Annotated in this window: 16 protein-coding genes and 3 tRNA genes; 17 read left to right on the top strand and 2 right to left on the bottom strand. The window is 42.3% G+C overall.

Annotated elements, in window-relative coordinates; translation table 11 throughout:
* Positions 1 to 10 precede the first annotated feature (10 nt).
* Positions 11 to 1,063: a small ribosomal subunit biogenesis GTPase RsgA gene (gene rsgA, locus PSF09_RS06040; RefSeq protein WP_272664570.1), complete on the bottom strand. Its 1,053-nt coding sequence runs from the start codon at positions 1,061 to 1,063 to the stop codon at positions 11 to 13.
* 109 nt (positions 1,064 to 1,172) lie between these two features.
* Between rsgA and orn the strand changes: the two genes are divergently transcribed.
* The 6 genes from orn (at position 1,173) to PSF09_RS06010 (ending at position 2,950) form a co-directional block, all read left to right on the top strand.
* Positions 1,173 to 1,718 carry an oligoribonuclease gene (gene orn / locus PSF09_RS06035; RefSeq protein WP_272664556.1) on the top strand — a complete coding sequence of 182 codons (546 nt, stop codon included), beginning with the start codon at positions 1,173 to 1,175 and terminating at the stop codon, positions 1,716 to 1,718.
* Positions 1,719 to 1,881: 163 nt separating this feature from the next.
* Positions 1,882 to 2,136, top strand: a complete 255-nt coding sequence (locus tag PSF09_RS06030) for a type II toxin-antitoxin system RelB/DinJ family antitoxin (protein WP_196725047.1) — start codon at positions 1,882 to 1,884, stop codon at positions 2,134 to 2,136.
* Positions 2,126 to 2,416 carry a type II toxin-antitoxin system RelE family toxin gene (locus PSF09_RS06025; protein WP_198641735.1) on the top strand — a complete coding sequence of 97 codons (291 nt, stop codon included), beginning with the start codon at positions 2,126 to 2,128 and terminating at the stop codon, positions 2,414 to 2,416. The genes PSF09_RS06030 and PSF09_RS06025 overlap by 11 nt, the downstream gene beginning before the upstream one ends.
* 224 nt (positions 2,417 to 2,640) lie before the next feature.
* Positions 2,641 to 2,716, top strand: a tRNA-Gly gene (locus PSF09_RS06020).
* Between the two features lie 40 nt (positions 2,717 to 2,756).
* Positions 2,757 to 2,832: transfer RNA gene (locus PSF09_RS06015), tRNA-Gly, on the top strand.
* Between the two features lie 42 nt (positions 2,833 to 2,874).
* Positions 2,875 to 2,950: transfer RNA gene (locus tag PSF09_RS06010), tRNA-Gly, on the top strand.
* 695 nt (positions 2,951 to 3,645) lie between these two features.
* Here the strand turns inward: PSF09_RS06010 and queG are convergent.
* A complete protein-coding gene (gene queG, locus PSF09_RS06005; protein WP_272683620.1) occupies positions 3,646 to 4,827 on the bottom strand; it encodes a tRNA epoxyqueuosine(34) reductase QueG in 1,182 nt (393 codons plus the stop codon).
* A gap of 287 nt (positions 4,828 to 5,114) precedes the next feature.
* Here queG and tsaE point away from each other — a divergent pair, with 287 nt between their 5' ends.
* From tsaE to rnr, 11 genes are all read left to right on the top strand, one after another.
* Complete coding sequence (gene tsaE / locus PSF09_RS06000) at positions 5,115 to 5,579, top strand: tRNA (adenosine(37)-N6)-threonylcarbamoyltransferase complex ATPase subunit type 1 TsaE (protein ID WP_004907392.1); 465 nt, start codon at positions 5,115 to 5,117, stop codon at positions 5,577 to 5,579.
* Between the two features lie 14 nt (positions 5,580 to 5,593).
* A complete protein-coding gene (gene amiB, locus PSF09_RS05995; protein WP_272683619.1) occupies positions 5,594 to 6,880 on the top strand; it encodes an N-acetylmuramoyl-L-alanine amidase AmiB in 1,287 nt (428 codons plus the stop codon).
* 10 nt (positions 6,881 to 6,890) lie between these two features.
* Positions 6,891 to 8,861: a DNA mismatch repair endonuclease MutL gene (mutL, locus tag PSF09_RS05990; protein ID WP_272683618.1), complete on the top strand. Its 1,971-nt coding sequence runs from the start codon at positions 6,891 to 6,893 to the stop codon at positions 8,859 to 8,861.
* The gene (gene miaA / locus PSF09_RS05985) at positions 8,854 to 9,795 is read left to right on the top strand and encodes a tRNA (adenosine(37)-N6)-dimethylallyltransferase MiaA (RefSeq protein ID WP_210836895.1); all 942 of its coding nucleotides are present in this window, start codon (positions 8,854 to 8,856) and stop codon (positions 9,793 to 9,795) included. Before mutL ends, miaA begins: the two co-directional genes overlap by 8 nt.
* Before the next feature lie 107 nt (positions 9,796 to 9,902).
* Positions 9,903 to 10,196 carry an RNA chaperone Hfq gene (gene hfq / locus PSF09_RS05980; RefSeq protein ID WP_210836896.1) on the top strand — a complete coding sequence of 98 codons (294 nt, stop codon included), beginning with the start codon at positions 9,903 to 9,905 and terminating at the stop codon, positions 10,194 to 10,196.
* A 92-nt stretch (positions 10,197 to 10,288) separates the two neighbouring features.
* On the top strand, positions 10,289 to 11,569 hold the full coding sequence (gene hflX / locus PSF09_RS05975; RefSeq protein WP_004907402.1) for a ribosome rescue GTPase HflX: 1,281 nt from the start codon (positions 10,289 to 10,291) through the stop codon (positions 11,567 to 11,569).
* Between the two features lie 100 nt (positions 11,570 to 11,669).
* Positions 11,670 to 12,875: an FtsH protease activity modulator HflK gene (gene hflK, locus PSF09_RS05970; RefSeq protein ID WP_210836897.1), complete on the top strand. Its 1,206-nt coding sequence runs from the start codon at positions 11,670 to 11,672 to the stop codon at positions 12,873 to 12,875.
* Between the two features lie 2 nt (positions 12,876 to 12,877).
* Complete coding sequence (gene hflC / locus PSF09_RS05965; RefSeq protein WP_004905999.1) at positions 12,878 to 13,879, top strand: protease modulator HflC; 1,002 nt, start codon at positions 12,878 to 12,880, stop codon at positions 13,877 to 13,879.
* 285 nt (positions 13,880 to 14,164) lie between these two features.
* Positions 14,165 to 15,466, top strand: a complete 1,302-nt coding sequence (locus PSF09_RS05960) for an adenylosuccinate synthase (RefSeq protein ID WP_272664552.1) — start codon at positions 14,165 to 14,167, stop codon at positions 15,464 to 15,466.
* A gap of 329 nt (positions 15,467 to 15,795) precedes the next feature.
* Positions 15,796 to 16,218 carry a nitric oxide-sensing transcriptional repressor NsrR gene (nsrR, locus tag PSF09_RS05955; protein WP_004907407.1) on the top strand — a complete coding sequence of 141 codons (423 nt, stop codon included), beginning with the start codon at positions 15,796 to 15,798 and terminating at the stop codon, positions 16,216 to 16,218.
* 42 nt (positions 16,219 to 16,260) lie between these two features.
* A complete protein-coding gene (gene rnr, locus PSF09_RS05950) occupies positions 16,261 to 18,729 on the top strand; it encodes a ribonuclease R (RefSeq protein ID WP_210836899.1) in 2,469 nt (822 codons plus the stop codon).
* Positions 18,730 to 18,751: the final 22 nt, after the last annotated feature.

Here is an 18,751-nt window from a genome sequence, read left to right as displayed (position 1 = left end):
CTCACTAATATTATTTGTCTTTTGCCGTAAAATTGCCACGAGGTTTGATTTGTTCCATGCTTTCTAAAATGCGATGGTAGTTTTCAAAACGTGATTCAGCAATTTTATTTGCTTCTACGGCTTCACGTAACAGGCAACCAGGGTCATCTAAATGTTTACAGTCACGGAATTTACAGCCACCAAGGTAATCTTTAAATTCGACAAATCCTTTGGTCACTTGTTCCGTTGTTAAATGCCATAAACCAAATTCGCGCACACCAGGGGAGTCAATCACATCGCCGCCCAATGGAAAGTGATATAAACGAGCTGTCGTCGTCGTATGTTGTCCTAGCCCTGAGTTGTCTGAAACCTCATTGACTAAAATCATTTCTTCATTGTGTGGGAGTAATGCATTTAATAAACTTGATTTGCCCACTCCAGACTGCCCAACAAATACTGAAACTTTACCTGCTAGCGCGTTAGTAAGTGCTTCCATGCCTTCATTGGTATGACTCGAAACTTCGAGAACTTGATAGCCAATATCGCTATAAATCGTCATTAAATCGCTTACCCACTCACGGTTTTCGTCGTCGAGTAGGTCGACTTTATTGAGAACGATAACTGGCTTAATCCCGGTGGTTTCGCAGGCAACTAAATAGCGGTCGATAATATTCAGCGAAAGCTCAGGTAAAATAGCTGAAACAACGACAATTTGATCAATATTAGCGGCAATCGGTTTTAAGCCGTCATAATAATCGGGACGAGTTAGAACAGAACGGCGTTCATGAACAGCTTCGACGATGCCATTTACTTTGATATCGCTCTGTGTGTTCAAGGCTGGCCGCCACACCACGTTATCCCCTGTCACAAGGGATGAAATAGTTCTACGCAAGTTACAGCGCTGGATAGTCCCGTTACTTGCTTGAATATCAGCATGTTGCCCAAAACGGCTAATGACCAAGCCTTCTTGTGCTTCACCTAATTGGCTATCATCAATTTCAACTGTTTTTTGCTTTTTAAGTCTTTTTTGATGATTTTCTTGAACTCGGCGCTGTTGGCCTTTCGAAAGTTTCTGTTTAGCCACCTGTCCTCTCTTTACCATGGGCTGTATTTTAGGGGTACTCACGCCTGTCACTGAAGGCATGAAGAGTGCTATCATACCTTAACTTCATAGAATGCAGTTAGGGTATATCATGCAAAAGAATGAGAATAATTTAATTTGGATCGATTTAGAAATGACGGGGCTCGATCCTGTTCGTGATCGTATTATTGAAATAGCGACTATTGTAACAGATAGCCATCTTAATATTTTAGCAGAAGGCCCTGTAATTGCAGTACATCAAACGGATGAACAACTCGCTTTAATGGATGAGTGGAATGTAAACACTCACACCAATAGCGGTTTAGTTGAACGTGTGCGCAAAAGTACCGTGAGTGAGCGTGAGGCGGAGTTAGCCACCATTGAATTTTTAGAAAAATGGGTTCCCCAAGGGGCATCACCGATTTGTGGGAATAGTGTTGGGCAAGACAGGCGTTTTCTATTTAACTACATGCCTGAATTAGAACGTTATTTCCATTATCGTTATCTTGATGTTAGTACACTTAAAGAACTTGCTCGTCGTTGGAAACCTGAAATTTTAGCAGGTTTTTCGAAGAAAAATACCCATCAAGCGCTGGATGATATTCGTGAATCGGTCGCTGAACTGGCGTATTATCGAGAAACATTTATTAAAGAGTAAATGTTAAATTAACGAATAAGCCGCAATTTTGAGCGGCTTTTTTTGTGTCAAAATTAGGTGTTGAATTACATTTTGCATTACATTTTGCATTACACATAGCACTACTGATTGTATTGCATTCAGTATTACATTATTCTAATTGTAAATTCTGATGGAGGCTATTATGAGTACAATACAAATTAGAGTTGATGAACAGCTTAAAAGAGATGCATATCAAGCATTTGATAAATTAAATCTTTCGCCTTCCGATGCACTAAGGCTATTTCTTCGTTATGTTGCAGAGAATGAAAAGCTTCCTTTTTCTGAAGTTTCTATTGTTGTGAGCGAGACTGATGAGGATGAGGATATTTTAGCTGTTGTTCGTGAACGTTTAAAAAAGCCAGCTAAACGTATAAGAGTGAACATTGATGATATTTGATATTGTATTTGATGAGCGTGCTCTAAGGGAATGGAAAAAGCTTGATTACAGTATCCGAGAACAATTTAAAAAGAAATTAAAGAAACTACAATTAAACCCATATATAGCGTCTCTGCGGCTGCATGGTGAATTGTCTAATTGCTATAAAATTAAATTAAAGGCATCAGGATTTCGCCTTGTGTACCAAGTTATTGATGATGAAATTGTTATTTTTGTCGTTGCCGTTGGCAAAAGAGAAGATAAAAAGGTTTATAACTCCGCGATAGAAAGGTTACCATAGTCATCTTCTTCCAATAAGTTAACAATGTTAACTTATTGAAATCAGTTTATTACAACGGGTGTTGATAAAACCACCATTATGATTGAATTGTCAGCAAACGAATAAAAAAATAAAAATTTTGAGCGCAAAGGCTTGCTAGTATCTGAATTTTTCGTATAATGCGCTCCCCGTACCGATGAAGTTTTTGTTATTGAGTCGGCACGTGAAACACCCAGAAATGTGATGCGGGAATAGCTCAGTTGGTAGAGCACGACCTTGCCAAGGTCGGGGTCGCGAGTTCGAGTCTCGTTTCCCGCTCCAAATTTTCTTGATGTTTTAGCTAGAACACTATTTTCGTGATGCGGGAATAGCTCAGTTGGTAGAGCACGACCTTGCCAAGGTCGGGGTCGCGAGTTCGAGTCTCGTTTCCCGCTCCAAACTTTCTTAGTGTTTTAGTGAGATAGCAGTACCCACCAAATGCGGGAATAGCTCAGTTGGTAGAGCACGACCTTGCCAAGGTCGGGGTCGCGAGTTCGAGTCTCGTTTCCCGCTCCAATATTTTCATCATCCCTTAATTTTTGTCTTTATTGAATCCCATATAATATCCATTTAACTTAATTTTATTTAAGTGAAATCACTTAGTGTATATGAACTGCGCTTGTTCACTGTTTTTATCTTTTTTTACCCTTTGAATACTAGGATCTAAAAGGGGTTCGCGATCTTTTTTGGATCATATCCAGATTTGTGCTTGCATTCATTTTCAGGGCGCCATAGAATAGCCACCCCTTAGCAATAGGGTGTTTTACTTCCATCTCTAAGATGAAACCATGAAGTTTAAATAATAAACAAAAATATGCTTTTTTATTTACTTCGAGTGTTTTTTCATTTTAACCTTGTTTTTTGGTCACTTTTGTATTGCTAGTTAACGTAAAATCAGGGTTTTTCTTTTCAACGCGACATTAGAAAGTTATCCACAGCTAACTCAATCAATCTGAGTTTTTATTGCGATTTGAAATAACTTATTACACAGAGTTATCCACAGGCTAATTAACAAATTCCTGTTGTGCTATTTAATTCTAACGTTTAAGTTGCATTATTGTAACTTGTTGATTTTATTGTTGTGTGGATTATTTTGTCAAAATGAGGCTAGCACAGCTTGCAAATTCTTTACCTATTGTCAGGTAAGCATTTTTTATTTTATTCACATCAATTTGACAATTCTTCATTCCGGATATATAGCAGGCTTTTTTCTATGCGTCTCTCGGTAAACCTTTGTTAATAGCGCGTACAAGGCGTTTTTGCTGTGAAGTTTGAATTGTGACTTGGTTTGCATCGCGTCGGTTAAGCTGTTGTTGTATAGACCATTGGAAGTGCTCATCTAGCATTTCGTTAATCCCCAATCTATTTTGTAAAGCAAGTACAATACGGTCTTGATAAGGTGCATTACCTAGCGCCACACTGATATTTCGCAGCCACTTAATATAACCAATGCGGCGGATTGCAGAGCCTTCGGTCACCTTTAAAAAGGTTTTTTCATCCCATGAGAACAAATCAAGCAGCTCTGGTGTATGTAAGTCCTTTCTTGGACTAAAATCATCTTCATCAGTAAGCTGGGAAAAACGGTTCCACGGGCAAATGAGCTGGCAGTCATCACAACCGTAGATCCGATTTCCCATTAGTGGACGAAATTCTTCTGGGATAGCACTATCTAGCTCGATCGTGAGGTAAGAAATACAGCGTCTTGCATCGACGGTATAAGGTTCAACAATCGCACCTGTTGGGCAGGTTGTCATACAAGCGACACAGCGGCCACAATCTTCTTCGACAGGTTTATCAACAGGAACGGGTAAATTAACCAATAACTCACCGAGAAAAAACCAAGATCCTGCTTCACGATTTAAAACTAATGAATGTTTTCCTGTCCATCCTAAACCCGCTTTAACTGCAAGAGGGCGCTCTAATATTGGAGCGGAGTCGACAAAAGGTCGAAAATTAAGATCATCGATAGTGGTGCCATTGGGCAGTATCATGCCGTTAAATTCGCGACAATAGTCTAAAATACGATCTGAAAGTTGTTTTAGGCGTTTTTTTAATAGTTTATGGTAGTCTCGCCCTAGGGCATAACGGCTGATATAACCTAATTCAGGGTTATTTAATGTACTGGCAAATGCGGCTTTAGCTGGTAAGTAATTCATGCGCACGCTAATGACACGTAACGTGCCTGGATGCAGTTCGTGTGGTCTGGCTCGCATCATTCCATGGCGACTCATCCATTCCATCTCGCCATGAAATTGTTTATCTAGCCATGCTTGTAATTTGGGCTCTTCCGCAGAAAGGTCAGTATCGCAGATCCCTACTTGTTGGAAACCTGCTTCAATGCCCCATTGTTTAATATTCTGAGCGAGAAGATCGAGATCGAGGTATCTTGCCATCAGATCCTATCTTGATAAAGATTAAAACGGCAGGCACTCTACCATGACCTGCGTTGTTCATCAAAACGCATGAAAAATGCCGTCAATATTGAAAACAATTATAGGATATTTCTGAACTCATCATTCAAGCAATGTTAATTAAGAAAAAAGCCCCATCTTAGGTTAATATAAGCGGTAATATTGATGTTTGTTGATATCTCTTTATGCATTTTGATCAGCAATATAAACTATGCATTTAAAGGATAAACAGGCGACACCGCCTATTAATGACATAATAAAAGAACAATATGAAAGAATGTACAATACAACTTGCCAATGAAGCGCAAACTGTTGCGTTAGGTAATGCTATCGCTAAGGCTTGCCACCAAAGCACAGTCATTCACTTATACGGTGATCTTGGTGCAGGGAAAACCACCTTTAGCCGAGGTTTTTTGCAAGCGCTAGGCCATCAAGGCCATGTAAAAAGTCCAACTTACACATTAGTTGAACCCTATGAATTAGCGGATCGTCAAGTCTTCCACTTTGATCTCTATCGGTTAGCAGATCCTGAAGAACTTGAATTTATGGGAATTCGTGACTATTTTTCTGGAAATTCGATCTGTTTGGTCGAATGGCCGCAACAAGGTAAAGGTTTTTTACCTGAAGCGGATCTTGAGCTCCATCTGACCTATCAAGGCGAAGGGCGTCAGGCTCACTTTGTTGCTTTTTCTGCCAATGGGGAGTCGTTGTTAGAAGCATTACCCCTACTCTAAGGAAGCTATTGCTCATGTTGAATGCATCAATGCACAGAATAACAAAAAAGGGTTTTTTTACTGTTTTCGTCTTGTTTATGGTATCCGTCATGTGGCTGTTTGCTGCAAAAACACAAGCGGCGACATTATCGAATATTCAAGTTAACAATAGTCCATCACAAGCAGAAGTGGTACTAAGCTTTGTTGATGGTAAGCCTGATTACGCCTATTTCCCATTGCATTCACCTGAGCGTCTTGTTGTTGATATCAAACAGCGAGGCGAGATTATTGGCCTACCGCTTAAAGTTCCCGCAGGGGATCTTGTAAAACTAGTACGGGCAAGCCAACCTTCTGATAATCAACACAAACGCTTAGTTTTAGAGCTATCTCGTACAGCCAAAACGAAAGCAGTGCTTAAACAAGTTTCAGGTGAATATCAGTTGGTATTAACGATATCGACGGGAAATTCATCCGGTTCTACCTCCTTTAATCAAACCAATAATACGGTTAAACCAGCGGCAAACAGCGCTCAAGATAAACCATTGAAGATGAATAACCCTGCGCCTGTTGCCACGCCAACACCGACTAAATATAAAAATATGCCGAAGGGCAGCAAGCAGGTAGTTATTGCTATTGATGCAGGGCACGGTGGAAAAGACCCTGGTGCGATTGGTAAGAATGGTTATAAAGAAAAGGATGTGACTCTTAGTGTCGCACGTAAGTTATACCAACGCCTTGAAGCCGATCCAATGTTTAAACCCGCGATGACCCGTGATGGAGACTATTTTATTTCCGTTAGTGGCCGTTCTGATGTGGCACGTAAGAAAGGGGCTAATATGTTGGTGTCAATTCACGCAGACTCGGCTCCGAATAGCAGTGCACGAGGAGCATCAGTGTGGGTATTGTCTAATCGACGTGCAAACAGTGAGCTGGGTAGTTGGCTCGAACAACGTGAAAAACAATCTGAATTATTAGGTGGGGCGGGTGATGCGCTTAGTGGTGCGGACCCTTATTTAAGCCAAGCTGTTTTAGATCTACAATTCGGCCATTCTCAGCGTGTGGGGTACGATGTTGCGGTTAAAGTGATCGAACAGCTGCGAAAAGTGGGTAATATTCATAAAAGAACACCTGAACATGCAAGTTTAGGTGTATTGCGTTCCCCAGATATCCCATCGATTTTAGTCGAAACTGGTTTTATTAGTAATACGGCAGAAGAACAGTTGCTAAAATCTAATGAATTCCAAGACAAAGTCGCAGAAGCTATCCATTTAGGATTACGTCAATATTTCTTGGCGAATCCAATACAAGCGGCGCCACAATAAGGGGGAAGGCATGGCAATACATATTCTTTCCCCACAGCTAGCCAACCAAATTGCAGCAGGAGAAGTAGTCGAAAGGCCTGCGTCAGTGGTTAAAGAGCTCGTTGAGAACAGTCTTGATGCTGGGGCAACGCGTATTGATATCGACATTGAGCGTGGTGGAGAAAAACTGATCCGTATTCGTGATAATGGCTGTGGTATCGGTAAAGATGAACTGATTCTGGCTTTAGCTCGCCATGCGACCAGTAAAATTGCCACTTTGGATGACCTTGAAGCTATTATGAGTATGGGGTTTCGCGGTGAAGCGCTAGCGAGTATCAGTTCCGTTTCACGTTTAACATTGACATCTAAGCCCGCAGACCAAACAGAAGCATGGCAATCATATGCCGAAGGCCGGGATATGGAAGTGATGGTTAAACCCGCAGCTCATCCCAATGGCACAACGGTTGAAGTATTAGATTTATTCTATAATACGCCAGCTCGCCGTAAATTTATGCGCACAGAAAAAACCGAGTTCGGCCATATTGATGAAATTGTTCGCCGAATTGCACTTTCTCGCCCTGATGTGGCTATTAATCTGACTCACAACGGGAAATTAGTAAAGCAATACCGAGCTGCTCATGATGAAGCTCAGCAAGAGCGGCGTCTCGGAACGATTTGCGGAACGGGTTTTCTGCAAGGCGCTTTGGCGTTATCTTGGGAACATAGCGACCTTTCTATCAAAGGGTGGGTCGTTTCTCCATCAATGACATCAGGTAGCGAAACACAATATTGCTATGTTAATGGCCGTATGATGCGTGATCGTCTGATTAACCATGCTATTCGCCAAGCCTATGAAGGGCATTTAGACGAAAACCAACAGCCTGCTTATGTCCTGTATTTGACCATTGATCCAAAACAAGTTGATGTTAACGTACACCCAGCAAAACATGAGGTTCGTTTCCACCAAGCTCGCTTGGTACATGATTTTATTTATCAAGCGGTGCGAACGGTATTATTAGAAGCTGCATCTATTGATGAGCTTCCGGGTATTGAACCGGCAAATATAGAGTTAGAAAATCGACCTTCTGCGGGGGAAAACTATTTTTCTTCACCAAACGTGACTCCCAAGCAACATAAGACAGAAAACCATACCCTCATCGAAAATACCGTTCGAGAGTCTAAAATACCTTATGACCAGCCTAGTCACTTAAAGGATAATACGGCAAATCACGCTTTTTCTTCACCGAAGTCAACATCAGGTTTTTCAGGAAATGTGCCAGCAAAAACGTTTGGTTCAACGTATGACAAAAAAGCAGGTGAGCTGTATCAGAGCTTAATGTCTATTCCCGTTGCCTCTGAAGATAAAAAACCGCTTTTTCCTGAGCGTAAACCGATAAACTCGCCACAAATATCGTCACAACCTGTAGCAAAAAATGCGGATAACTACCTTTTTGGCAAAGTATTGACAATTTACGCAAAAAACTTTGCATTAATTGAGTCTTCGTTGGGGCTAATCCTGTTATCCTTAACGGAAGCTAATTATTTATTGAAATTGTCACAATTATCACCGGGTGGTGGAGCATTAAAGCCTCAGCCATTATTAATACCTCTAAAAGTGTCACTTAAAAATGATGAAATAGAGGTTTTACAGCGGTACAAGGAACAATTGACAATATTTGGTATCGAAGCCACGATATTACATGGAAAAGTAACAATTCATACGGTATCGTTACCATTAAGAACACAAAATTTATCACAGCTTTTTTCTGAATTACTCGATTTTTTATCGAGAAAAGAAAGTGTAACTGACGAAGAGATTGCACAATGGCTCGCTAAAGCAGTTTCACAGGTTAAAACAGAGGAAAGTTGGAGTTTAGCACAGGCTGTTCAGTTGCTGGCTGATGTTGAGCGGGTATGCCCGCAGTGGGTAAAAAATCCCCCACCAACATTATTACAATTAATTAATTTACAATCCGTGGTAGCTACACTAACAAATGAGTGATTTAGCAACTCAGAAAAAACCTGACGCAATATTCCTAATGGGTCCAACGGCCTCAGGTAAAACCGCTTTAGCGATCGAACTTCGCAAGCATTTGCCTGTGGAAATTATTAGTGTCGATTCGGCATTAATTTACCGAGGAATGGATATTGGCACAGCAAAACCAACAGCGGAAGAACTCAGCCAAGCTCCTCATCGTCTGATTGACATTCTCGATCCGTCTCTACCATACAGTGCTGCCGATTTTCGCCGTGACGCATTAAATGCCATGGCTGAAATTACCTCACAAGGTAAAATTCCATTATTAGTCGGTGGCACAATGTTGTATTTTAAAGCCTTATTAGAAGGACTTTCACCACTTCCTTCAGCTGACCCAACAGTTCGTACTGAAATTGAACACATTGCTAAAGAACAAGGGTGGGGGGAAATTCATCGCCGTCTTACGGAGGTTGACCCAGTTGCCGCAGCAAGGATCCACCCTAACGATCCACAAAGATTATCCCGTGCTTTAGAGGTATATCTCATTTCGGGACAAACTTTGACTGAAATGACACAAACAGCTGGGGAAGAATTACCTTATAATGTGTTTCAGTTTGCTATTGCGCCACAAGATCGTAAAATTTTACATGAGCGCATAGAACAACGTTTTCATCTGATGATAGATGCGGGCTTTGAAGAAGAAGTTCGTAAATTGCATCAACGAAATGATTTACATGTTGACCTCCCTTCAATCCGTTGTGTGGGATATCGGCAAATGTGGTCATATTTAGATGGTGAAATTAGCCATGATGAAATGATTTATCGGGGAATTTGTGCAACTCGCCAATTGGCAAAACGTCAAATTACCTGGTTAAGAGGCTGGGAGAATGTTCATTGGTTAGATAGTGAACAACCTCAGCAAGCGCTTAGCACCGTTATGCAGGTTATGCGTGCATAGGACTGATGTTTGTGTACAATTAGAACGTTAAGCGCAATTTTTGAGTAGTTACTTTTTGGAATCTAAAAGATTCTCTTTTAAAAACAACAAAATAAGGAAAACATAGAATGGCTAAGGGGCAATCTTTGCAAGATCCGTTCCTGAACGCATTACGTCGTGAAAGGGTTCCGGTCTCTATTTATCTCGTTAATGGCATCAAATTGCAGGGGCAAATTGAGTCTTTTGACCAATTTGTTATTTTATTAAAAAACACAGTTAGCCAGATGGTTTATAAACACGCTATCTCGACTGTTGTCCCTGCTCGCCCTGTTTCTCATCATAGCGGTACTACGGGTAGCACTGGCAATGGTAATTACCATTCAGGTAACCCTGCAGCGCAAGATGGCGAAGTAACTGAGTAAGTTTGTACGCTAAAAGACAAGGAAAGCATGGGTAGGGAGACTGTACCTGTGTTTTTCCTTTGCAATTATTGTTTAGCCTAAGAGGTTACACCTTGTTTGATAGGTATGAAGGCGGTGAACTAGCTGTATTAGTCCATGTCTTTTTTTCTCAAGAAAAAGACGTTGATAATCTGGCAGAATTTGAGTCACTTGTGACATCTGCTGGCGTAAAACCAGTACAAATAGTCACGGGCAGTCGTAAAGCCCCTCATCCAAAGTTTTTTGTTGGGGAAGGTAAAGCAGAAGAAATTGCCCAAGCTGTTGAGGAAAGTGGTGCAGATGTGGTGTTGTTTAATCATACTCTAAGCCCTGCTCAAGAACGTAATCTCGAAAGGATTTGCCAATGTAAGGTGGTTGACCGTACAGGGGTAATTTTAGATATTTTTGCTCAACGCGCACGTACACACGAAGGTAAGCTTCAAGTTGAATTGGCTCAGTTAAGGCATTTATCGACTCGCTTAGTGAGGGGATGGACGCACTTAGAGCGACAAAAAGGCGGGATTGGCTTACGAGGTCCCGGTGAAACTCAACTTGAAACTGACCGCCGGCTATTAAGAGATAAAATTAAACAAATCTTATCTCGTCTTAGTCGGGTGGAAAAACAGCGTGAACAAGGGCGTCAAGCGAGAAGTAAGGCTGATATCCCGACTATTTCGCTTGTCGGTTATACCAACGCTGGTAAGTCTAGTTTGTTTAACCGCATGACGGCCGCTGATGTTTATGCTGCTGACCAGTTATTTGCAACACTTGACCCAACACTTCGTCGTATTGATGTAGAAGATGTTGGTGTTGTCGTTCTTGCAGATACTGTGGGTTTTATCCGTCATTTACCCCATGATTTGGTTGCAGCTTTTAAAGCAACCCTGCAAGAAACACGTGAAGCAACGTTACTGCTGCACGTTATCGATGCAGCTGATAATCGCTTGGATGAAAATATTCATGCAGTTGAAAGTGTGTTAGAAGAAATCGAAGCGGATGAAATACCAACACTTTTAGTGATGAACAAAGTTGATATGCTAGAGGATTTTGTCCCGCGTATTGACAGAGATGAGGATAACAAGCCGGTTCGTGTCTGGGTTTCAGCGCAAACGGGCGATGGTATCTCATTGCTGCTACAGGCATTGACGGAACGTCTTTCAGGTGAAATCGCACATGTTGAATTGCGTTTACCACCGAATGAAGGCCGTTTACGTAGCCGTTTCTACCAACTTCAGTCAATCGAACGTGAATGGCAGGAAGAAGACGGCTCAATTGGCCTTGAGGTGCGTATGCCAATGGTGGATTGGCGGCGTCTGTGCAAACAAGAGCAGCAATTACCTGACTACGTTATTTAATTGCTTTGGTGGTTAATGATGTAGTTAGGCAATGGAATTGATATTAAGAGCCCTATCGCTCTTAGCCCTGAAAATCAATCATAAAGAATGGAGCTAAAACATGGCGTGGAATCAGCCCGGTAATGACGGACAAGACCGCGATCCGTGGGGAAGCGGCAATAAAGGCGGCAACTCTGGCGGGAACAAAGGTGGTCGAAAACGTGGGGCTTATGATCTCGACGATCTCTTTCGTAAACTAGGCAGCAAGCTTGGTGGAAATAAAGGCAGCGGTGGTGATGGCGATAATAAACAACCATCACAAATCAGCGGCCGTTTAGGTATGTTAGCTCTTGCTGCTATCGTTGTTGTATGGGCAGGTTCAGGCTTCTACACCATCAAAGAAAGTGACCGTGGCGTAGTATTACGTTTTGGTGAATATAGTGGTGTTGTTGGGCCTGGTTTGAACTGGAAACCAACCTTCATTGATAGGGTTATTCCTGTCAACGTGGAAACCGTACGTGAACAAGCAACAAATGGCATGATGTTAACGTCAGATGAAAACGTGATCCGCGTTGAAATGAACGTTCAATATCGTGTTACCGACCCTGCGCAATATTTATTTAGTGTCACAAACCCAGACAATAGTCTGCGTCAGGCGCTAGATAGTGCTGTGCGTGGTGTAATCGGTCAGTCTGCGATGGAGCAAGTACTGACTACGAATCGTGCTTTTATCCGTGATGTAACACAAAAAGAGCTCGAAGCAACAATTGCACCATATAAAATGGGTATCACACTGCTTGACGTCAACTTCCAAGCTGCACGTCCACCTGAAGATGTTAAAGCGGCATTTGATGACGTAATCTCAGCAAGGGAAGAAGAACAAAAAACGATTCGTGAAGCACACGCTTACCGAAATGAAGTTCTTCCACTGGCAAAAGGTAACGCACAACGCCTAATTGAAGAAGCTGAAGCATATAAAGCGAGTGTGGTTTTCAAAGCAGAGGGTGAGGTCGCAAGCTTTGCGAAAATGTTACCTGAATACCGTGCTGCACCAGAAATCACCCGTGAGCGTCTGTATATCGACACCATGGAGCGTGTGTTAAGTAATACACGTAAAGTAATTGCGAATGATAAGAGCAACAGCATGTTAGTGCTGCCACTTGACCAAATCATGCGCGGTACAAATTCAGATGCGGCTTCAACGTCAAAAGCTAATCCGTCAGCAAGAATGGCGACGCCAAGCAATAGTTCGTCATCATCTGCTGCAACACCTGTACAGCCAAACAGCGCTGTTCGTGGTGATGCTGTTAGAGTAGGGAGACAATAATCATGCGTAAATCGCTAATTGTTATCGTTATTGCCATCTTGGCAGTTGCATACGCATCTATCTTTATTGTTCCTCAAACTGACCGCGGTATCGTATTGCGTTTTGGTAAGGTTCTACGTGACTCTGAAAACAAACCGATCATTTATGAGCCAGGTCTGCATTTCAAAGTTCCATTTATTGAAACGGTGAAAATGTTAGATGCGCGTATTCAGACTCTTGAAATTCAAGCTGACCGTTATCTGACAAGTGAAAACAAAGACTTAATGGTGGACTCCTACCTGAAATGGCGCGTGACTGATTTCAGTCGTTACTATGTAGCGACTGGCGGTGGTAACCCATTCCAAGCAGAAACCCTGTTAAAACGTAAATTTAGTGACCGTTTACGTTCTGAGTTTGGTCGTTTAAGCGTTAAAGACATTATCACTGATTCACGTGGGCGTTTAACGGTTGATGTGCGTGATGCCTTGAACAAAGGTACTGCAATTGACGATTCAACAAAAGAAGCGGATGCAGCGATTGCGGATGCAGCTAAACGTGTTGAAGAGGAAACGAACCTGAAGCCACTGGTTGTGAATGCAAACAGTATGGCGGCGTTAGGTATCGAGGTTGTCGATGTACGTATTAAACGTATTGAGCTGCCAAACGAAGTTTCTGAAGCTATCTATGCGCGTATGCGTGCAGAACGTGAAGCAGTTGCACGTCAACATCGTTCACAAGGTCAAGAAGAAGCGACTAAGATCCGCGCTGTTGCAGATAAAACAGTAACAGAAACGTTGGCTGAAGCAGAGCGTACCGCACTAACTTACCGAGGTGAAGGTGATGCGATGGCAACGAAACTGTTTGCTGATGCATTCAACCAAGATCCAGAGTTCTATGCGTTTATTCGTAGCTTGCGTGCCTATGAGCAAAGCTTCAAGAGTGGTGAAGACGTGATGGTATTAAGTCCGGACACTGACTTCTTCCGCTTTATGAAAGCACCAACTAAGCTTCGTGCAACAGATTAATAAATAATCAGACTAAGTTGCGTGCAACCTAGCAAAATAACTGTTAATCTATTAAAGAAAAGCCCGCTTCGGTGGGCTTTTTTTCGCCTGTCGTTTTAAGTATAGGATTTTTCAGGGAAAATTTGAGCTGCTCAACTGATGGCATTCATTTTGAGTTTACGGCAGAAATAAAAAATACCATTTTACTTGCTTTCCAGAAAAAAATTTTTGTATTGCCAAAATATCACTGGAACAGTTCATTTTTGATGGTAGAATTCATTTTTAAGCAACCGAGTGTATTTCAAAATGGGTAAGAACGTTGTCGTACTGGGCACCCAATGGGGTGACGAAGGGAAGGGCAAGATCGTTGACTTGCTGACAGAGCGTGCTAAATACGTAGTTCGCTATCAGGGCGGCCATAATGCTGGCCATACTCTTGTTGTAAACGGTGAAAAAACCGTTCTCCACTTAATTCCATCCGGTATTCTTCGTGAAAATGTCATCAGCATCATCGCTAATGGTGTTGTTCTTGCGCCAGACGCATTAATGAAAGAGATGAAAGAATTGGAAGACCGCGGTGTTCCTGTTCGCGAACGTTTACGTCTTTCAGAGGCATGTCCACTGATCCTGCCTTATCATGTTGCATTAGATAATGCGCGTGAGAAAGCTCGTGGTTCCAAAGCGATTGGAACAACAGGTCGTGGTATTGGTCCTGCTTACGAAGACAAAGTTGCTCGTCGTGGCTTACGTGTTGGTGATTTATTCGATAAAGCAACTTTTGCAGAAAAATTAAAAGAAATCGTCGAATACCATAACTTCCAACTCGTTAATTACTATAAAGAACCTGCTGTTGATTACCAAAAAACGCTAGACGATATCATGGCTGTTGCCGATATCCTGACTGGCATGGTAATCGATGTATCTGATCTGCTGTACAAAGCAAGCCAGAACAACGAATTCGTGATGTTTGAAGGTGCACAAGGCACATTATTGGACATCGACCACGGTACTTATCCGTATGTAACCTCTTCAAATACCACTGCGGGTGGTGTTGCAACAGGTTCTGGTTTAGGTCCACGTTATGTCAACTACGTATTAGGTATCATCAAAGCTTACTCAACGCGTGTTGGTGCGGGTCCATTCCCAACTGAGCTGTTTGATGAAGTGGGTGAATTCCTGCGTGAAAAAGGCCAAGAATTTGGTGCAACGACGGGTCGTAAACGCCGTACTGGTTGGTTAGATATCGTTGCGATTAATCGTGCGGTACAAATTAACTCACTGTCAGGCTTCTGTATGACTAAACTGGATGTTTTAGACGGTTTAGAAGAAGTCAAAATTTGTGTAGGTTACCGTCGTCCAGATGGCAAAGTGCTTGAAACAACGCCTTTAGCTGCTGATGAGTGGGATGGCTTAGAGCCAGTTTATGAATCAATGCCAGGTTGGAAAGAGACAACTTTTGGTGTGAAACAAAGAGAATTACTGCCACAAGCAGCTCTGAATTACATCAAACGCGTTGAAGATCTAACGGGTATTCCAGTTGATATTATTTCAACCGGTCCAGATCGTTCAGAAACCATGATCCTGCGTGATCCATTTGATGTTGAGTAATAACACTGACTGCGCCTAATACAGGCGCAGTTTTTTACTGCTTTACCTCCTTCCACTATGCAGCTTCTTTGATAAAACAGTCAAAATTCCCCATAATGATTGAATCAAGTCACTTTTGTGTGCAAATTATGTGCAATTAAATGCATATTTGACTTGTGTTATACGTTAAACTTTATTTAACGACATATAATTTATTAGCATGCTATATTTTGTTCAGAAAACTGAAAGTGTTGGGTTAGAAATAGTAAGCGTGAATTTTAAAATAAGTCGCATTTTTTAGGCCAATGATTTGCGGCCAACAGCGTTATAGCTAAAATTTTGAGGTGATTGTGCAACTGACTAGTTTTACAGATTATGGGTTACGAGCTCTTATTTACCTGGCATCCCTAGGTGAAGGGAAAATGACCAGTATTACAGAGGTCACCGAAGTTTACGGTGTATCGCGTAACCATATGGTAAAAATTATTAATCAGCTCAGTCACCTAGGTTATATTAAAGCCACTCGTGGCAAAAATGGCGGGATTACACTAGGGCAACCAGCAGAATCAATTCGTATAGGGGACGTTGTCAGAGCATTAGAGCCCCTGACTCTTGTTAATTGTAGTGGTGAGTTTTGCCACATTACACCTGCGTGTCGTTTAAAAGGTGTGCTACACCAAGCAATACAGCAGTTTTTACAAGAACTTGATCAATACACGCTGGCGGACATGGTGAAAGATAACAGCCCGCTCTATCAACTACTGCTTGACTAGCATTTGCGGTAGTTATGAATTCTGATGACAACGGAGGTAACGATGTCACAAGATCCTTTTCAGGAAAGAGAAGCAGAAAAATACGAGTCCCCAATTCCAAGTCGAGAATACATTCTTGACCTTATCTCGAAGCGTACTGCACCAGCTAATCGCGAAGAAATCGCACAATTATTGAATTTATCGACAGAAGATGAATTAGAGGCACTGCGTCGTCGGTTAAGAGCCATGGAACGGGATGGGCAATTAGTCTTCACTCGCCGTCAGTGTTATGCATTACCGGAGCGTTTAGACTTATTAAAAGGGAAAGTGATTGGCCATCGTGATGGCTACGGTTTCCTGCGTGTTGAGGGTAAAAAAGAAGATTACTATTTATCTCAAGACGAAATGAAACGCGCCCTACATGGTGACGTTATTCTAGCGCAACCTTATGGGCAAGACCGTAAGGGGCGGACAGAGGTTCGTGTTGTTCGTGTGTTAGAACCACGTAATAACCAAATTGTTGGCCGGTATTTTATTGAATCGGGTATGGGGTTTGTCGTACCGGATGATAGCCGTTTAAGCTTTGATATTTTGATTCCGAAAGATCGCGTCCTTGGCGCTCGTATGGGGAATGTGGTGGTGGTTGAATTAGTCACCCGCCCACAACGTCGCTCGCAAGCGGTGGGAAATATCATTGAAGTGTTAGGCGAAACAATGGGAACGGGTATGGCGGTGGAAATCGCTTTACGTACCCATGAAATCCCACATTCATGGCCACCACAAGTTGAAAAACAAGTTGCGGACCTGAGTGAGCATGTCCCTGAATCGGCGAAAAAAGGGCGCGCTGATTTACGTGATCTCCCTTTAGTGACCATTGACGGCGAAGATGCCCGCGACTTTGATGATGCGGTTTATTGTGCACCGAAAAAAGGTGGTGGTTGGCGCTTATGGGTGGCGATTGCGGATGTAAGCTATTATGTCCGTCCTCAAACGGCTCTAGATACAGAAGCTCGTAGTCGAGGTAACTCGGTATATTTTCCATCTCAAGTTGTTCCTATGCTCCCCGAAGTCTTATCGAACGGCCTGTGCTCACTAAACCCTGGTGTTGACCGCCTGTGTATGGTGTGCGAAATGACAGTATCGGCATCTGGTAAGCTTTCGTCATACAAGTTCTATGAAGCGGTTATGAGTTCTCATGCAAGGTTAACTTACACGAAAGTGTGGAAAATCTTGGAAGGAGATGAAGAGCTGCGTGAGCACTATAAAGCCTTAGTGCCGCATATTGAGCATTTGCACCAATTATATAAAGCACTGGATGCTGCGCGTATTGAGCGTGGTGCAATTTCCTTCGAATCTGAAGAAGCGAAATTCATTTTTAACGCAGAACGCCGCATTGAAAGTATCGAACCCGTTGAGCGCAATGATGCACATAAATTGATTGAAGAGTGCATGATTTTGGCTAACATTGCGGCGGCTCGGTATGTTGAGAAAAATGAAGAGCCTGCATTGTACCGTGTGCATGACCGTCCTAAAGAAGAAAGCGTGATGAATTTACGCTCAGTATTCAGTGAATTAGGTTTGACTCTACCAGGTGGAATGAAGCCAGAGCCGAAAGATTATGCGCAGGTAATGAATGAAGTGGCTGAGCGCCCTGATCATGAATTACTGCAAACCATGATTTTACGTTCGATGAAACAAGCGATTTATGATCCTGAAAACCGCGGTCACTTTGGCTTAGGTTTGAAATCGTATGCTCACTTTACATCACCAATTCGTCGTTATCCTGACCTGACGTTACATCGTGGGATAAAATATTTACTGGCGAAAGAACATGGTCATTCAGATAAGCGCTGGACGGAAACAGGTGGCTGGCATTCAGACATGGATAGCATGTTACAGCTTGGTGAGCACTGTTCAATGACTGAGCGCCGAGCTGATGAAGCGACTCGTGATGTGGCTGACTGGCTGAAATGTGATTTCATGCAAGACCAAGTTGGCCAAACCTTTACAGGTTTAATCACAAGCGTCACTGGTTTTGGTTTCTTTGTGCGTCTTAATGATTTATTTATTGATGGTTTAGTGCATATTTCAACGTTGGATAATGACTACTACCGTTATGATGCGGTCGGCCAGCGTTTAATTGGTGAATCATCAGGTACCACTTATCGTCTTGGTGATGAAGTGGAAATTCGTGTCGAAGCGGTGCATATGGATGAGCGTACCATTGATTTCGCCTTAATTTCAACTACTCGTAAAGCGAAAAACCCGGGCAAAACAGCGCGGGACAAAATGAAGCAAGAAGTGAAAAATGCGACGCGTCCAGCTCGTCGAAAAGCGGATGCGAGCAAAGATAAAAACTTCGAGCCTGATTCTGCATTTCGCCGTTCAGAGAAAAAAGGGAAAAAAGCTGAAGCTAAGCCAGAGGCGAAAGGGAAAGGAAAAGGCAAAAAGCCGTCTGATAAAACTAGAAAAATTACAGCAAAATTAAAAGCTAAACGCGTTGCAAAAAAATCCCAAAAACAAGAGGGATAATGGTATTGCTGTAGTTATTAAC

Source organism: Providencia sp. PROV141, from assembly GCF_028481645.1.
Lineage (GTDB): Bacteria > Pseudomonadota > Gammaproteobacteria > Enterobacterales > Enterobacteriaceae > Providencia > Providencia rettgeri.
The sequence above is the reverse complement of the archived record's forward strand: the minus strand, read 5'-3'. Positions and strand labels throughout refer to the sequence as shown.

Excerpts from the sequence above, each read along its gene's own strand:
- orn (WP_272664556.1), top strand. The coding sequence starts at position 1,173 with ATGCAAAAGAATGAGAATAATTTAATTTGGATCGATTTAGAAATGACG.
- PSF09_RS06030 (WP_196725047.1), top strand. The coding sequence starts at position 1,882 with ATGAGTACAATACAAATTAGAGTTGATGAACAGCTTAAAAGAGATGCA.
- PSF09_RS06025 (WP_198641735.1), top strand. The coding sequence starts at position 2,126 with ATGATATTTGATATTGTATTTGATGAGCGTGCTCTAAGGGAATGGAAA.
- queG (WP_272683620.1), bottom strand. The coding sequence starts at position 4,827 with ATGGCAAGATACCTCGATCTCGATCTTCTCGCTCAGAATATTAAACAA.
- tsaE (WP_004907392.1), top strand. The coding sequence starts at position 5,115 with ATGAAAGAATGTACAATACAACTTGCCAATGAAGCGCAAACTGTTGCG.
- amiB (WP_272683619.1), top strand. The coding sequence starts at position 5,594 with ATGTTGAATGCATCAATGCACAGAATAACAAAAAAGGGTTTTTTTACT.
- mutL (WP_272683618.1), top strand. The coding sequence starts at position 6,891 with ATGGCAATACATATTCTTTCCCCACAGCTAGCCAACCAAATTGCAGCA.
- miaA (WP_210836895.1), top strand. The coding sequence starts at position 8,854 with ATGAGTGATTTAGCAACTCAGAAAAAACCTGACGCAATATTCCTAATG.
- hfq (WP_210836896.1), top strand. The coding sequence starts at position 9,903 with ATGGCTAAGGGGCAATCTTTGCAAGATCCGTTCCTGAACGCATTACGT.
- hflK (WP_210836897.1), top strand. The coding sequence starts at position 11,670 with ATGGCGTGGAATCAGCCCGGTAATGACGGACAAGACCGCGATCCGTGG.
- hflC (WP_004905999.1), top strand. The coding sequence starts at position 12,878 with ATGCGTAAATCGCTAATTGTTATCGTTATTGCCATCTTGGCAGTTGCA.
- PSF09_RS05960 (WP_272664552.1), top strand. The coding sequence starts at position 14,165 with ATGGGTAAGAACGTTGTCGTACTGGGCACCCAATGGGGTGACGAAGGG.
- rnr (WP_210836899.1), top strand. The coding sequence starts at position 16,261 with ATGTCACAAGATCCTTTTCAGGAAAGAGAAGCAGAAAAATACGAGTCC.